At 51.6% G+C, this 14,512-nt stretch carries 16 protein-coding genes; 10 read left to right on the forward strand and 6 right to left on the reverse strand.

From position 1 onward, the window contains the following. The first annotated feature begins 16 nt into the window (after window positions 1-16). From rfaF to AC790_RS09360, 3 genes are read left to right on the forward strand one after another with little or no spacing between them, the layout of a single operon-like run. On the forward strand, window positions 17-1,060 hold the full coding sequence (gene rfaF, locus AC790_RS09350) for an ADP-heptose--LPS heptosyltransferase RfaF (protein WP_049851581.1): 1,044 nt from the start codon (window positions 17-19) through the stop codon (window positions 1,058-1,060). Between the two features lie 2 nt (window positions 1,061-1,062). Beyond that, window positions 1,063-2,061: a lipopolysaccharide heptosyltransferase RfaC gene (gene rfaC, locus AC790_RS09355; RefSeq protein ID WP_049851582.1), complete on the forward strand. Its 999-nt coding sequence runs from the start codon at window positions 1,063-1,065 to the stop codon at window positions 2,059-2,061. Then, a complete protein-coding gene (locus AC790_RS09360) occupies window positions 2,054-3,148 on the forward strand; it encodes a glycosyltransferase family 9 protein (RefSeq protein WP_152929123.1) in 1,095 nt (364 codons plus the stop codon). The genes rfaC and AC790_RS09360 overlap by 8 nt, the downstream gene beginning before the upstream one ends. A 72-nt stretch (window positions 3,149-3,220) precedes the next feature. Here AC790_RS09360 and AC790_RS09365 read toward each other — a convergent pair whose 3' ends face one another. The 3 genes from AC790_RS09365 to envC form a co-directional block, all read right to left on the reverse strand. Continuing rightward, window positions 3,221-4,321: a glycosyltransferase family 9 protein gene (locus AC790_RS09365; protein ID WP_049851583.1), complete on the reverse strand. Its 1,101-nt coding sequence runs from the start codon at window positions 4,319-4,321 to the stop codon at window positions 3,221-3,223. Between the two features lie 138 nt (window positions 4,322-4,459). Next, window positions 4,460-5,365 (reverse strand): divergent polysaccharide deacetylase family protein, encoded by a 906-nt coding sequence (locus AC790_RS09370; RefSeq protein WP_007885322.1) that lies wholly within the window; start codon window positions 5,363-5,365, stop codon window positions 4,460-4,462. Between the two features lie 3 nt (window positions 5,366-5,368). Then, window positions 5,369-6,670, reverse strand: coding sequence for a murein hydrolase activator EnvC (gene envC / locus AC790_RS09375; protein WP_049851584.1), 1,302 nt, complete (start codon window positions 6,668-6,670; stop codon window positions 5,369-5,371). A gap of 249 nt (window positions 6,671-6,919) precedes the next feature. Between envC and AC790_RS09380 the strand changes: the two genes are divergently transcribed. The 5 genes from AC790_RS09380 to cysE all read left to right on the forward strand — a co-directional run bounded on the left by AC790_RS09380 (window position 6,920) and on the right by cysE (window position 10,033). Next, window positions 6,920-7,351: a rhodanese-like domain-containing protein gene (locus AC790_RS09380; protein ID WP_007885326.1), complete on the forward strand. Its 432-nt coding sequence runs from the start codon at window positions 6,920-6,922 to the stop codon at window positions 7,349-7,351. A gap of 18 nt (window positions 7,352-7,369) precedes the next feature. Next, entirely contained in the window at window positions 7,370-7,624 is a 255-nt protein-coding gene (gene grxC / locus AC790_RS09385) for a glutaredoxin 3 (protein ID WP_007885328.1), read from the forward strand. Between the two features lie 40 nt (window positions 7,625-7,664). Then, window positions 7,665-8,129, forward strand: coding sequence for a protein-export chaperone SecB (gene secB, locus AC790_RS09390; protein ID WP_049851585.1), 465 nt, complete (start codon window positions 7,665-7,667; stop codon window positions 8,127-8,129). Next, window positions 8,129-9,148, forward strand: coding sequence for an NAD(P)H-dependent glycerol-3-phosphate dehydrogenase (gene gpsA, locus AC790_RS09395; protein ID WP_007885332.1), 1,020 nt, complete (start codon window positions 8,129-8,131; stop codon window positions 9,146-9,148). Before secB ends, gpsA begins: the two co-directional genes overlap by 1 nt. A 69-nt stretch (window positions 9,149-9,217) precedes the next feature. Continuing rightward, window positions 9,218-10,033: a serine O-acetyltransferase gene (gene cysE, locus AC790_RS09400; protein ID WP_007885334.1), complete on the forward strand. Its 816-nt coding sequence runs from the start codon at window positions 9,218-9,220 to the stop codon at window positions 10,031-10,033. Here cysE and trmL read toward each other — a convergent pair. The 3 genes from trmL to cpxR are packed head-to-tail and all read right to left on the reverse strand — an operon-like array spanning window position 10,030 to window position 12,610. Further along, window positions 10,030-10,503 carry a tRNA (uridine(34)/cytosine(34)/5-carboxymethylaminomethyluridine(34)-2'-O)-methyltransferase TrmL gene (trmL, locus tag AC790_RS09405; RefSeq protein ID WP_007885336.1) on the reverse strand — a complete coding sequence of 158 codons (474 nt, stop codon included), beginning with the start codon at window positions 10,501-10,503 and terminating at the stop codon, window positions 10,030-10,032. The two genes, cysE and trmL, sit on opposite strands and share 4 nt — an antisense overlap. Window positions 10,504-10,538: 35 nt before the next feature. Beyond that, on the reverse strand, window positions 10,539-11,915 hold the full coding sequence (gene cpxA / locus AC790_RS09410) for an envelope stress sensor histidine kinase CpxA (RefSeq protein WP_007885338.1): 1,377 nt from the start codon (window positions 11,913-11,915) through the stop codon (window positions 10,539-10,541). Then, window positions 11,912-12,610 carry an envelope stress response regulator transcription factor CpxR gene (cpxR, locus tag AC790_RS09415; protein WP_007885339.1) on the reverse strand — a complete coding sequence of 233 codons (699 nt, stop codon included), beginning with the start codon at window positions 12,608-12,610 and terminating at the stop codon, window positions 11,912-11,914. Before cpxR ends, cpxA begins: the two co-directional genes overlap by 4 nt. Before the next feature lie 150 nt (window positions 12,611-12,760). Between cpxR and cpxP the strand changes: the two genes are divergently transcribed. Continuing rightward, the gene (gene cpxP / locus AC790_RS09420) at window positions 12,761-13,273 is read left to right on the forward strand and encodes a cell-envelope stress modulator CpxP (RefSeq protein ID WP_049851586.1); all 513 of its coding nucleotides are present in this window, start codon (window positions 12,761-12,763) and stop codon (window positions 13,271-13,273) included. A gap of 202 nt (window positions 13,274-13,475) precedes the next feature. Beyond that, window positions 13,476-14,378: a CDF family cation-efflux transporter FieF gene (fieF, locus tag AC790_RS09425; protein WP_007885341.1), complete on the forward strand. Its 903-nt coding sequence runs from the start codon at window positions 13,476-13,478 to the stop codon at window positions 14,376-14,378. The last annotated feature ends 134 nt before the right edge of the window (window positions 14,379-14,512 follow it).

The following is a 14,512-nucleotide window of genomic DNA, read 5'->3' on the forward strand; positions in this document are numbered from 1 at the left end:
GAAAGCGGCTCCAGCGATGAAAATTCTGGTTATTGGCCCATCATGGGTCGGCGATATGATGATGTCGCAAAGTCTCTATCGCACGCTCAAGGCTGAGCATCCTGAGGCGGTGATCGATGTGATGGCGCCGGCCTGGTGCCGCCCGTTACTGTCGCGCATGCCGGAAGTGAACCAGGCACTGGCGATGCCGCTCGGGCATGGCGCATTAGCGCTGGGTGAGCGGCGCCGTTTGGGGAAAACCCTGCAGGCGAGCGGCTATGACCGCGCCTATGTGTTGCCGAACTCCTTCAAATCAGCGCTGGTGCCGTTTTTTGCCGGAATCAAACGTCGCACCGGTTGGCGCGGCGAGATGCGTTATGGCGTATTGAATGACGTACGCGTGCTGGATAAAGCGGCGTTTCCGTTGATGGTGGAGCGCTATGTTGCGCTCGGCTACGACAAACCGCTCGCTTCAGCCCAGCAACTGCCGCAGCCGTTGCTATGGCCGCAACTGCGTGTTGATGACGATGAGAAACGCATGACGGCGGCGCAGTTTGCCCTGTCAGCCGATCGTCCGGTCATCGGTTTTTGCCCGGGCGCCGAGTTCGGACCGGCAAAACGCTGGCCGCATTACCATTACGCCGCGCTGGCAGAACAGTTGATTGGCGAAGGTTATCAGGTGGTGCTGTTCGGTTCGGCGAAAGATCGTGAAACCGGCGATACCATTATTCAAACGCTGTCGGAAGCGGCACGTGTACATTGCCGCAATCTGGCTGGCGATACGCAACTGGAGCAAGCGGTGATTCTGCTGGCGAACTGCGCCGCCGTAGTCAGTAACGATTCGGGTTTAATGCACATTGCAGCTGCGCTGAATCGTCCGCTAGTGGCGCTGTATGGCCCAAGCAGCCCGGATTTCACTCCGCCGTTGTCCCAGCATGCTCGCATTATTCGTTTGATCACCGGCTATCACAAAGTCCGCAAAGGCGATGCCGAGCAGGGTTATCACCAAAGCCTGATTGATATTCAGCCGGCGCGTGTTCATCAGGAATTGAGCGCGTTGCTGTATCCGGTGCAGGAGTAGAAATGCACGTTTTGATTGTTAAAACCTCCTCGATGGGAGACGTGCTGCATACGTTACCGGCGCTCACTGATGCGATGCAGGCCATTCCAGGCATTCGGTTCGATTGGGTCGTTGAAGAGAATTTCGCCCAAATCCCGAGCTGGCATCCCGCTGTGGATAAAGTGTTGCCTGTGGCGATTCGCCGCTGGCGCAAGCATTGGTTTGGCAGCCAGCAGCGTGAAGAGCGCGTGCGCTTCAAGCGGGAACTGCAATCACGTGAATATGATGTGGTGCTTGATGCGCAGGGCTTGATCAAAAGCGCCGCGCTGGTCACACGTCTGGCAAAAGGTGAGAAACACGGCCAGGACAGCCGCAGTGCACGCGAGCCTTTTGCTAGCTGGTGGTACGACAAGCGTCATGAAATCGACAAGCAACAGCATGCCGTAGAACGCACGCGTGAGCTGTTTGCTAAGAGCCTCGGCTATGCAAAGCCCGCTACCCAGGGTGACTACGCCATTGCCGATCATTTCCTGTCAACGCTGCCGCATGATGCGCAGCCCTATCTGGTGTTTCTGCACGCGACTACGCGCGACAACAAACATTGGCCGGAATCACACTGGCGCGAGTTGATCGAATTAGTGCAGCCAACGGGCCTGCGCATAAAGTTGCCGTGGGGCGCAGAGCACGAGCATCAGCGCGCGCAGCGCCTGGCGGAAGGCTTTGAACATGTTGAGGTGCTGCCGAAATTAACCCTTGAGCAGGTAGCGCAGCAATTAGCAGGCGCGCGTGCGGTGGTTTCGGTGGATACCGGTTTAAGTCATCTGACCGCAGCGCTGGACCGCCCAAATATCACGTTATTTGGGCCGACCGATCCGGGATTGATTGGCGGATATGGTAAGAACCAGCATGAACTTAAAGCGCAGGATAACAATCTGGCCTCGATTGCTGCGCAGGATGTTTTTATTCAGCTTGAAACCTTATTACATTTCCCACAAGATGCCGGACAAATCAGCCGTGGATAAGAAGAAAAAATTCGCCAAACTGCGTGCGCTTAACCGTCAGCGTAATTATTTGATGAAAGCGTTGCGCTTGCATATTGCACGGCTGATATTGGATCATCGCTCAAAGCGACAGTTTGCGATTTCAGAGCGTAAATCCGTACTTTTCTTACGCGATGACGATAAAATTGGCGATATGGTGGTTTCAACCTCACTATTCCGTGAGTTTAAGCGTGCAGGATATGTCGTTGACGTATTGGCAGGGAAAAATAATGCCAAAATCATCGAATTTAATCCCTATGTGAATAAGTATTATGTGGTGGGGAAGGATAACAAACATAAGCTGGAGCAAGCTAAGGCTCTGGCGAAAAATAACTATGATGTTGTTATCGATATGGGGGATAAAATTTCCCCGTTCCACTTGCTGTTACTTAAAACGTTGAATGCCAGTAATGTGGTTGGATTTAATAAAAAAGGCTTTAATATCTATAATAAGTCATTAGATTATCTCGGATATTCCAGCCACGTAACTGAGCGTTATCAGTTGCTAATGGAAAGTTTTGATTTTATCGCCTTTAGTACCGATTATGACATTCATGTGCCTGACGCGGTACGTAGTGAGATTCATGAATTTATGTCGGGCATATCAGCGCCATATAAGATTGTTATCAATCCCTATGCTGCCGATCCGCGCCGGGATATGTCGCTGTCACAACTGAATGCACTGATTGAAAGAGTTAAACAAGAATGGCAGCAGGTAGAGGTTATTGTGGTTGGCGATCCGGCCAGGATTAAGCAGTTGACGCATTTGGATGCGATCATCAATCCTTATCCCACGTTGACCGGCGCATGTGAAATCGTTCGCTTAGCAGACATGGTGATCTCTCCTGACACCGCAATTGTCCACATTGCCGCCGCATGGAAAAAACCGTTGGTCAGCCTTTATGGTAATGATCTCCACGGTGAATTCGTGAATAGTAAGGTTTGGGGACCAGGATACGATACCGCTCGCCAACTCTATACCAGGGATAAACATCATCCAGTTTCAAGCATCGAAGTAGATGATATTATCTGCGCCATGAAAGATCTGAGGATTCTAGGCGAACGATGATAAGAGAATCAGTTGATTAATATCGGAAAGCAGAGTTTCCGATATTAAACCTTATTATTCGAGTAATAAATATTAATGCTTAGTTTGGGCTTTTAAAGCCAGCCTATGTGATAGTTTTTCAATTACCATACTGGGTTCAATAACATCCATGATATGTGCGCTATTCTGGCGATCCTTGTCCGGAAGAATATGGATGATATCGTGCAGTTCGGGATTCTGCAGTGGGCCGGTTGCATAGGGATTTGCGGTAGTAAACAAGCCAACCGTAGGGGTTTTAATCGCAACCGCAATATGCAAAGGACCCGTGTCGCCAGTTAATAGCACATCCAGATTATTCAGCAGGTCTGTTAGTTCAGGCAGGCTGGTATTCCCGACACGATTACTCACTCGAGAATGAAAAGATTCCGGCAAATGCTGGAGAAATGTTTCAGCACGGTGTTTATCATCTGGACCACCGATAAGCGTAATTTTTAAGCCTGCATGCGTTATGAATAATGAACTGGCTACTGATGCAAAGTGTTGCGGTGCCCAGCAACGTTCTGTTGTTGATGCTCCCAGTTGAAATCCAACAAGGGGTGAGCTGTTAACCTTTTTCTCAGCGATCGGAAAGGGCATCTTCATTTCAATATTTGAGCTGTCGCATCCTAAGGCCTCTACTAATGAGAGTTTACGCTCAATGATGTGACCGCGAAAATCAATCTGATATCTTGATAACCATTTGTCACGATAAGCGAAATGGTCAACATAGTTATCTTTAATAATACATTTCGAGCCCGCGAGTAGTGCCGCGATATAGTCGTAAGGTTCGTGTGAGTGTAAAAGCAGCATTAAATCAGGTTTTGGAAACTTGCCTAAATTTTTAAGCATGTCAGGCAAAGTGATGGCTTTATTATTCCAGAAAACTAAATTATCCCAGTCTTCGCCATCTTTTAAAAAATCAGCAAACTTCTGATGGGCGACAAGGGTAATGATCGCTGTGGGATAGCGCTGTCTCACTGCTCTTATTGCGGGGGAGTTAAAGAGAAAATCACCTAATGCGGTAGTAGAGAAAATAACAACATGACGGGCATCGATATTCGCCAGGTCGGGTGGTGTTTGCAGTGGATTGCCTTTCACCAGCATGTACAACCTGATCGCTTTATCAAGTGCCTTTATTTTCCACAATTTACGCATTATTAGAATTCATTCCATCATCATTAAAATTAACCAACTGAAACCTGTATGACCTGCGCCCAATTTATTAGTTTCATTTTTCACTGAGCAGAGCGGTACTTTGGCCCAGTTTGACGTCACCGGGCCTCGGCGAAAATCTTAAAAAAGCTGGCTCAATTGATGCGCAACATAACTGTTTACGATGCTCTCTTCCAGTACCTGCCATACCCGGCTCTGTGGCACCGGCGGCAACGGCTTGCCAGCCTTACACACGCCCGGCGCGCGGAAACGTGAATCTGGTAGTGGTAGGTTTTTAGCAGGCGACGAGGTTGAGCCGTGATGCAGCGGCTCATTCAGCAGCTGACTTGGGCGCACCAGCGTAATATCGGCGGGTAAGGACGGCAACATCTGCTGCAGTACGCGCACCGTTGTAGGATGCGGATGACCAATGGCGATGGCATAACCATCGCGCTGTGCCAGCTTCACTGCGCGGGTGAATTGCGTGCGGATGGCGGCTTCGTTCTGGCTATCATCGAGGAATACCCGACGTTTCAGCACTTTAACGTTTGTGCCTTGCGCTGCCGGAATCGACTGGCTGTTACCAATCGTCATGCTATCGAGAAAGTAATAGTTGTAGTGATTGAGCACCTGCATCACTTTCTGCATCCCGGGCAGGCTGGAGGTCATTTTACTGCCCATGTGATTATTCAGCCCAACCGCGTAGGGCACTTTGCCACTGGCTTCACGAATGATGCGCTCGATCTCGGCGCTGCTCATCTCCGGCGTCAGCGTGTCCTTCTCCAGCGGCTGTTTACTGAGTGGAGCCATTGGCAGATGGATCAGCACTTCGCGGCCGCCCTGATGCGCCTTTGTGGCCATCGCGCGCGCATGTGGCGCATTGGGCAATACCGCAACAGAAATTGCCGTGGGCATCTGCAGCACTTTATTCTCTTCAACCGGCCGGTAACCAAAGTCATCGATCACGATGGAGAGTTTGCCCGCATGGGCAGAAAGTGTCATAAACAGGCCGCACAGGGCGGCCGAGAGCTTAAAGGGTTGAAACAAAACTTATCTTCCTAACCACGGTAGTGGATTGACGGCCTGTCCTTGACGTCGGATTTCAAAGTAGAGCGAAGGCGTGCCGCGGCCGCCGCTGGTGCCCACAAGGGCGATAGGCTGTCCTGCCTTCACCTGAGCACCTACGCTCACCAGTGCACTTTGGTTGTAACCATAAAGGCTCATGTCGCCTTTACCGTGTTCCAGTACTACAACCAGACCGTAGCCTTGCAGCCAGTCGGCCATTAATACCCGTCCATCAGCGATGGCTTTCACTTCGGTGCCTTCTGGCGCATCAACCACCAGGCCTTTCCAGCGCAGTTCGCCCTGCATCGATTCACCGAAGCGATGTTCAATACGTCCACGTACCGGCCAAACCGCTTGCCCGCCGGGTTTGCCTAATCCACCGGTACGCGCCATCAGCTCGCGTTCACTCTGCGTTGGCTGATAACTGGATCCTTTGGCTTTCGCCTGCGCCTGACGCTGGCGCACCTTCTCGGCCTCGCGCGCTTCGCGTTCGGCACGTTCACGCGCTTCACGTTCAGCCTTGGCGATTTTGCTTTGCAGACGGCTTTCGTTCTCGCGCATCTCAACCAAATCGGCCTGATCTTTTTCTAGCGAGCTTTCCAGCACGCTGAGCGTCTTCTTACGCGCTGCGCTGGCCACTTGCAGTTTGTCTTGTTGCGTTTGCTGCTGAGCTAACAAGGATTTTTGTTGGTCTTGCTTACCTTGTAATGCCTGACGCTGTTCGGCCAATTGCTGCTGAGTTTGCTTGAGATCGTCGATGTTTTTCTGACGTGCGGCGTTGAGATAGCCGAAATAGGCAAGAATACGCTCGCTGCGTTGAGCTTCTTCACCACCGAGCAGTAACTGCAAACCGTTGTGTTGTCCCTGACGGAAGGCGGCATCAAGCTGCTGCGCCAGCAGTTTTTCCTGCTGTGCTTGCTGCTTTTCCAGACGAGAAATTGATGACGTAATCTGGGCAATTTCACCATCAAGCGTGCTCAGGCTATTGCGTGTTTCCCGCAGTTGACGGCTAGCTTGCGCGATCACCTTTTCCTGACTTTGCAGCTGGTCCAACAGTTTACTGCGCTGAAGTTTTTGCGCTTTAACGCTTTTCTCTTTCTCGGCAATGTCCTGTTGAATGGACTTCAACTGCGTTTTGCTATCATCCGCACTGCGAGCAGCAGCAGGTATTAACAGTGTGCCCGCCAGAAGCAGACTCAGGGAGATTTCGGACCAGCGGAATGACAACGGATGCGCAGTGCCGTTGTGACGGGTCCTTGTGTGTGTAACGGTCGCTTTTCCCTTCATAGTCGATAATTATTCCACGATGAACAGCCGCTTACCAGTTAGCCCGGCCGGGTTTTACTTTGCTAAAAATGTCTGTACCGAGCTTACCGGCATAAACTTTGTCTTAATTTTGGGATTAGAACACTTTTTTTGGAAAATGACGCACAAATCGTAACTCTGTCCCCTTAGCGACTGTACATGCGAAGTGGCGCAGGTATACTCAGAACCCTTGTTTTAGCTTATCAGCCCGGTTTGGAGTCGTTACCCCTCATGCAAGAAATTATGCAGTTTGCAAGCAATCACCCCATCCTCAGTCTGGCATGGGTTGCTTTACTCGTTCTCGTGATTGTGACCACCGTTAAAGGTATGTTCTCTAAGGTAAAAACCATCAGTCGTGGTGAAGCAACCCACCTGATTAATAAAGAGGACGCGGTGGTGGTAGACGTTCGTTCACGTGACGACTACCGCAAAGGACACATTTCTGGGGCTATCAACGTAGCGGCAGCAGACATTAAAAAAGAGAGTTTTGGCGAGCTGGAAAAGCACAAGTCACAACCCATAATTGTAGTTTGCGCTACCGGTCAAAGTGCGGGTGAATCTGCGGCTAAATTAAGCGCTGCAGGTTTCGAGAAAGTCTCCGTATTGAAGGATGGCGTGAGCGGCTGGAGTGGTGAAAATCTGCCACTGGTGCGCGGTAAATAACTTCTCAGAGGTAACCGTATGGCGAATGTTGAGATCTACACCAAAGTCACTTGTCCTTATTGCCACCGTGCAAAGGCGCTGTTGGATCAGAAAGGCGTGTCGTTCCAGGAGATTCCCATTGACGGGAACGCGGCGAAACGTGAAGAGATGATTCAACGCAGCGGCCGAACCACGGTGCCGCAGATTTTTATTGATGCGCAGCACATTGGCGGCTGTGACGATCTTTACGCGCTGGATGGGCGTCAGGGACTTGATCCTTTACTCCAGGCATAACTTTTCGGTCAGACAATTTTAACTCACAGGATTTAGTCACATGTCAGAACAAAGCAACAGCGAAATGCAGTTCCAGATTCAACGTGTATATACCAAAGATGTCTCTTACGAAGCGCCAAACGCGCCACAGGTTTTCCAGAAAGAGTGGGAACCAGAAGTTAAGCTGGATCTGGATACCGCCTCTTCTCAGTTGGCTGACGGCGTTTTTGAAGTTGTTCTGCGTGTCACCGTAACGGCAACCGTTGGCGAAGAAACCGCATTCCTGTGCGAAGTTCAGCAGGCCGGTATTTTCACTATCAGCGGTATTGACGGTACGCAGATGGCGCATTGCCTCGGTGCTTACTGCCCGAACATTCTATTCCCGTACGCACGTGAATGCGTAACCAGTCTTGTGTCTCGTGGTACTTTCCCGCAACTCAACCTGGCGCCAGTTAACTTTGATGCGCTGTTCATGAATTATCTGCAGCAGCAAGGTGAAGGCGAAGCGCCACATCAGGATGCCTGATGACTACACTCAACGCTTCAATTAGCGTGATCGGTGCCGGCTCGTACGGCACCGCATTGGCCATCACGCTGGCCCGCAATGGCCATCCAGTCCTGCTTTGGGGCCACAACCCGCAAAGCGTGGCGCAGTTGCAAGCAGACCGCTGCAATGCCGCTTTCCTGCCCGATGTTCCTTTCCCTGATAATCTCGTTCCTGAAGCCGATCTGGCGAAAGTGGTTAATGCCAGCCGCGATCTGTTGGTTGTGGTGCCAAGCCATGTCTTTGGTGATGTATTAACGCAGCTAAAGCCGCATTTGCGTGCCGATTCGCGGATTGTCTGGGCAACCAAAGGTCTGGAGAAAGAGACCGGTCGTTTGCTGCAGGATGTGGCGCGTGAAATCCTCGGGGATGCGATTCCATTAGCGGTGATTTCCGGGCCAACCTTTGCCAAGGAGTTGGCGGCAGGCATGCCAACTGCTATTGCGCTGGCATCAACCGACGCGCAGTTCGCTGAAGATTTGCAGCAAAAGCTGCATTGCGGCAAAAGTTTCCGCGTTTACAACAATCAGGATTTCATCGGCGTGCAGTTAGGCGGCGCGGTGAAGAATGTGATTGCGATTGGTGCCGGGATTTCTGACGGAATTGGCTTTGGTGCCAATGCGCGAACCGCACTGATTACACGTGGCCTGACGGAAATGAGCCGGCTTGGCGCAGCGCTTGGGGCCGATGCCACCACCTTTATGGGCATGGCAGGCTTGGGCGATCTGGTGCTGACGTGTACCGATAACCAGTCACGTAACCGTCGTTTCGGCATGATGCTGGGGCAAGGTGAAGGCGTGGAGGATGCGCAACGCATTATCGGACAAGTTGTAGAGGGCTATAGAAATACTAAAGAAGTCAAAGCATTAGCGGCTCGTGTTGGCGTTGAAATGCCGATTACTGAACAGATTTATCAGGTGCTCTATTGCGGAAAATCTGCGCGAGAGGCAGCATTGACTTTACTTGGCCGTGCAAGGAAGGACGAAAACAGCCAAAGCTGAAGCAGGATGCGCCAGCGTCACCACCTGTAGCGCCCTATCAGGCGCTTTTTTTATCGGGAGCAAACAGCAATGTCGTCTGAAGAGTTAGAACTGGTCTGGAACCATATCAAAGCCGAAGCCCGCGCGCTGGCTGACTGTGAACCAATGCTGGCCAGCTTTTACCATGCGACATTGCTTAAACACGAAAACCTCGGTAGCGCCCTCAGCTATATGCTTGCCAATAAGCTGGCAAATCCCATCATGCCCGCTATCGCCATTCGCGAAATCGTGGAAGAAGCCTACCGCGAAGATCCGGAAATGATTGTTTCTGCGGCTTACGATATCCAGGCGGTACGTCAGCGTGACCCAGCGGTTGATAAATACTCCACGCCGCTGCTCTATCTGAAAGGCTTTCATGCGCTGCAAGCTTATCGCATTGGTCATTGGTTGTGGAAAGAGGGGCGCCGCGCGCTGGCTGTTTATTTGCAGAATGAAATCTCCGTCTCATTTGCCGTGGATATTCACCCGGCGGCGCGCATTGGACGCGGTATCATGCTCGACCATGCTACGGGTATCGTCATCGGTGAAACCGCCATCATTGAAAATGATGTTTCAATACTGCAATCGGTGACGCTCGGCGGTACCGGCAAAACCAGCGGCGATCGCCATCCGAAAATTCGTGAAGGGGTGATGATTGGCGCGGGCGCCAAGATTCTGGGCAATATTGAAGTGGGACGCGGAGCGAAAATTGGTGCCGGTTCTGTCGTCCTGCAACCTGTGCCGCCGCATACTACGGCGGCCGGTGTGCCTGCACGTATTGTTGGCAAACCGACCAGTGATAAACCGTCGATGGATATGGATCAGCACTTCAATGGTGCGGGCTTTGAATACGGCGACGGTATCTAGCCTTTAATCAGCGCGCCAGCATAATCGAGTTGGCGCCACGCTTCATACACCACTACCGAAACTGCATTAGACAGATTCATGCTGCGGCTTTCTGCCATCATAGGGATACGGATTTTCTGCTCGGCTGGCAACGCGTCGAGCATCTCTGCGGGTAAGCCACGGCTCTCCGGACCAAACACCAGATAATCACCCTTTTGATAGCTCACCGCGCTGTGTGCAGGCGTACCTTTGGTAGTGAGGGCGAACATACGCTGTGGGTTTTCAGCCGCAATAAATGCCGCGTAATTAGCGTGTTTTTTCAAAGCGGTGTATTCGTGATAATCCAACCCGGCACGGCGCAGGCGCTTATCATCCCAGGCAAAACCAAGCGGTTCGATAAGGTGTAACTGGAAACCGGTATTCGCGCACAGGCGGATGATGTTGCCGGTATTTGGCGGGATTTCAGGTTCAAATAAAACAATGTTTAGCATAAGGCCCCCAGAAACGAGGGCCGAAGCATAACAAATTATTGGCGGGCGGAGTACAGCGGCAACCACAGCGTGAGGCGCAAGCCGCCTAACGGGCTATCATCGGCTTTGACCCAACCGCGATGCTGCTGAACGGCAGTTTCAACGATCGCCAGACCTAAACCGGTACCGCCGGATTCACGATCGCGCGCTTCATCAGTACGATAAAAGGGACGGAATATCTGCTCGCGATCTTCTGGGCTGACACCCGGACCATCATCATCGACATGGATAGTGATACCCTCAATATCCACCGAAAAGCTAACGCTGATGTGCGAATTCGAATAGCGCAAAGCATTACGCACGATATTCTCCAACGCACTCTCCAACGCGTGCGGGTTACCGTACAGCGGCCATGGACCAGGCGGATAGGGCACATCCATCATTTTCCCCATCTGCTCGGCTTCAAATTTGGCATCTTCCAGCACGCCGTTCCACAGCTGGTTGGCTTTCATCGCTTCGCTAACCAGCGCATTGTTGTGCTGCGTGCGTGACAGCACCAACAAATCGTTAATCATGCCATCAAGACGCTGCGCTTCAGTTTCAATACGCTGCAACTCTTTGCCCTCACCATTACGTCGGCGTAGCAGCGCGGTTGCCAGCTGCAGGCGAGTTAATGGTGTCCGCAATTCGTGGCTGATGTCAGACAGCAAGCGCTGCTGAGCGGTCATCATGCGTTCGAGTGCGCTCACCATTTGGTTGAAGCTTGAACCCGCGGCCAGGAACTCCTGCGGCCCTGATTCCAGTTCCGGATGCTGACGCAAATTACCGCTTGCCACTTCATCTGCAGCATATTTAAGTTTGCGGGCTGGGCGCGCTAAACTCCATGCTAGCCAAAGCAGCAGCGGCGAGCTGATCAACATAGTGACAATCAGCAGCAACAGCGGGCGATCAAACAGCAGATTAACGAAATCAAGCTGCGAGCTGGTGGCCGGACGAATCAGGTACAGCTGATAGTTGTCTTCGCCATCGCGAACGGCGAACGGTCCTACCATCTCAACGCGACCATACTTCTTCTTCTGCGGATGATCGGCATTATCAGACTGGCCAATAAAGTTGCGGATAATCTGCATTTCATTGTGCTGCGCGCCAATCACACGGCCTTCGCTGGTTACCAGCAGCAAACGCTGACCGGGCGGTGCCCATTTGTCGATGGAGCGGAACAGACGACGCCACCACATCAAGTCGTTTGGTGGGTCCTGAGACAACTCCGCTTCAACGTGTTGTTCGATCATGGTGCCCTGACGCTGCTCGCTCTCCAGTAACGCGGTCATCTGGCGCGAATCAAGTTTGGGCACCATTAAAACCAGCATCAACACCAGCGCTAGCGTGAGCCAGAAGATGGCGAAGATGCGGGTGGTTAAACTTCCAATCATGATGCCGAAACCATCAGATAGCCGCGTCCGCGCAGGGTTTTAAACCACGGGTGACCATCACGACGTTCCGGCAATTTACGACGCAGGTTAGAGATGTGCATATCGATAGCACGGTCAAAAGGTGTCAAGCGTTTACCTAACACTTCCTGACTTAGGTGCTCACGCGAAACCACCTGACCCAGATGCTGTGCCAGCAAATAGAGTAGGGTGAATTCGGTGCCGGTGAGATCCAGCGTTTCGCTATCGAAGCTGGCTTCCTGACGGCCTGGATTCAGGCGCAAGCAGTCAACTTCTAACGTCGGTGAGCTGTTATCGTGCTGCTGTTGCTGCTCGCTCCAGTTTGAACGGCGCAAAATGGCACGGATACGCGCCACCAGTTCGCGATCGTTAAACGGTTTAGGCAGATAGTCGTCCGCGCCCAGTTCAAGGCCGAGAACGCGATCCAGTTCGCTGCCACGTGCAGTCAGCATAATGACTGGAGTTTGGTGCTGTTGGCGTAGTTCTTTCAAAGTGTCGATACCGTTCTTCTTCGGCATCATCACATCAAGCAATAGCAAGTCTACGGTGTTGTCTAACAGGTTGAGAGCCTGCTCACCATCACTTGCCACAATCACCTCAAAACCTTCCATCTCAAGCAGTTCTTTAAGCAGCGAAGTTAATTCGCGGTCGTCATCAACCAACAGGATTTTATTCATTTTTTATTGCCCTCCGCAGGCAAAATACCGTGTTCCTTGACTTGCAATCCAACGCTTTACGTAGTTTTACACCCCCTGACGGATGTTTGCAGCCATCGCCGTACACTGGCTCTCGTTGAATCGCAAAACGGAACGAACTGGGAGTTAACGATGCGCTACTTAACCGCCGTCGTCATTGCCTCAGCGATGGTTCTCAGTCAGGCCAGCGCCGAAGCAGCAGACACGACGACGATTGACGAGATGCATCCGAACAGCGGATTGACGACAGGCAGTATGACGCAAAATCCGCAAAGCTACATGTTCGACGGCATTGAGCTGACTGAACAGCAGCGGCAACAGATGCGAGACCTGATGCAGCAAGCGCGCCATGAGCGCCCAACAATCAGCGTTCAAGACATAGAAACTATGCATGACCTTGTCATTGCAGACAAATTTAACGAATCGGCTATTCGACAGCAGGCAGAGAAACAAGCCCGCGCAGCGGTAGAGCAGCAAGTCGAGATGGCTCGGGTTCGTAATCAGATGTACCACCTGCTAACGCCTGTACAGCAAGCGACATTGCAGAAGAATTATGAGCGACGACTCGCTGAAGTTCGTCGGCTCTCAGGATTGCAGCCATCATCACCGCTGCAAGCAGTGAGTAGTACCAGCAGTAACCAGTAACATAGTATCCCTGTTTTCCTTGCCATAGACACCATCCCTGTCTTCCCCGCCATGATGGCGGGGTTTTTTTTGTCTGTCATTTCTCTCTAACATCATTGCCTTAAAATTCAACCACGCAGCACACTTCTGCCGATGATAAACTTTAGCCATCTTAGGATTAAAAGGCCGCACCTTTGCTATGTGCGACCCGGCGAGGCATAGCATGGATTCTTCCTATGCAAAATTAGTCAATCGGGCGGCGCTGGCGGCAACCACGCTGGCCACATTGCTGTTGATCGTGAAAATTTTTGCCTGGTGGCATACCGGTTCGGTCAGTATGTTGGCGGCGCTAGTGGATTCTTTGGTGGATATCGCGGCTTCTCTTACCAACTTGCTGGTGGTGCGATATTCACTGCAGCCTGCCGATGACGATCACACCTTTGGGCACGGTAAAGCGGAATCACTGGCCGCGCTGGCCCAGAGCATGTTTATTTCAGGCTCGGCGCTGTTTCTGTTTCTTACCGGCATTCAACATTTGGCGTCACCTGAAACGTTAAATGCGCCGCTGGTAGGTATCGTCGTGACGGTCATTGCGCTGTTTTCCACTTTGACATTGGTCGCTTTTCAGCGCTGGGTGGTGCGTCGTACACGCAGCCAGGCGATTCGGGCTGACATGCTGCACTATCAATCTGATGTGGTAATGAACGGTGCAATATTGGTCGCACTCGGTTTAAGCAGCTATGGTTTTGTACGGGCTGATGCTTTGTTCGCGCTCGGCATCGGGGTTTATATTCTCTATAACGCGTTACGAATGGGTTATGACGCAGTACAAGCGCTGTTAGACCGCGTACTGCCCGAGCATGAAACGCAGGAGATTATTAACGTGGTGAGCAACTGGCCGGGCGTACGCGGTGCACATGCGTTACGCACGCGACAATCGGGGCCCACGCGTTTTATCCAGCTGCATCTGGAGATGGAAGATCAGTTACCTTTAGTGCAGGCGCATCAGGTGGCCGATCAAATTGAGCAGGCATTACTAAAGAAGTTTCCCGGCTCAGACGTGATCATCCATCAAGATCCCTGTTCAGTTGTGCCGAGTAACCAACACGGCTTTTTTCAAGGTTAGCGATTTAAAATCATGCAATTACACAAAGAAAGTGACGTAACGCTAACAACTCTGTAAAAAATTAGCGAAAACTTGTCTGACCTGAATCAATTCAGCAGCAAGCCTTTGATATACTATCTGCAACTATTAAGCCA

The sequence above is a fragment of the Pantoea sp. RIT-PI-b genome, assembly GCF_001187905.1.
Classification (GTDB): domain Bacteria; phylum Pseudomonadota; class Gammaproteobacteria; order Enterobacterales; family Enterobacteriaceae; genus Pantoea; species Pantoea nemavictus.

Coding starts and splice junctions, on each gene's coding strand:
- AC790_RS09380 (WP_007885326.1), top strand. CDS start 6,920: ATGCAAGAAATTATGCAGTTTGCAAGCAATCACCCCATCCTCAGTCTG.
- fieF (WP_007885341.1), top strand. CDS start 13,476: ATGGATTCTTCCTATGCAAAATTAGTCAATCGGGCGGCGCTGGCGGCA.
- trmL (WP_007885336.1), bottom strand. CDS start 10,503: ATGCTAAACATTGTTTTATTTGAACCTGAAATCCCGCCAAATACCGGC.
- cpxA (WP_007885338.1), bottom strand. CDS start 11,915: ATGATTGGAAGTTTAACCACCCGCATCTTCGCCATCTTCTGGCTCACG.
- rfaF (WP_049851581.1), top strand. CDS start 17: ATGAAAATTCTGGTTATTGGCCCATCATGGGTCGGCGATATGATGATG.
- gpsA (WP_007885332.1), top strand. CDS start 8,129: ATGACTACACTCAACGCTTCAATTAGCGTGATCGGTGCCGGCTCGTAC.
- envC (WP_049851584.1), bottom strand. CDS start 6,670: ATGAAGGGAAAAGCGACCGTTACACACACAAGGACCCGTCACAACGGC.
- grxC (WP_007885328.1), top strand. CDS start 7,370: ATGGCGAATGTTGAGATCTACACCAAAGTCACTTGTCCTTATTGCCAC.
- cpxP (WP_049851586.1), top strand. CDS start 12,761: ATGCGCTACTTAACCGCCGTCGTCATTGCCTCAGCGATGGTTCTCAGT.
- cpxR (WP_007885339.1), bottom strand. CDS start 12,610: ATGAATAAAATCCTGTTGGTTGATGACGACCGCGAATTAACTTCGCTG.
- secB (WP_049851585.1), top strand. CDS start 7,665: ATGTCAGAACAAAGCAACAGCGAAATGCAGTTCCAGATTCAACGTGTA.
- rfaC (WP_049851582.1), top strand. CDS start 1,063: ATGCACGTTTTGATTGTTAAAACCTCCTCGATGGGAGACGTGCTGCAT.
- cysE (WP_007885334.1), top strand. CDS start 9,218: ATGTCGTCTGAAGAGTTAGAACTGGTCTGGAACCATATCAAAGCCGAA.
- AC790_RS09365 (WP_049851583.1), bottom strand. CDS start 4,321: ATGCGTAAATTGTGGAAAATAAAGGCACTTGATAAAGCGATCAGGTTG.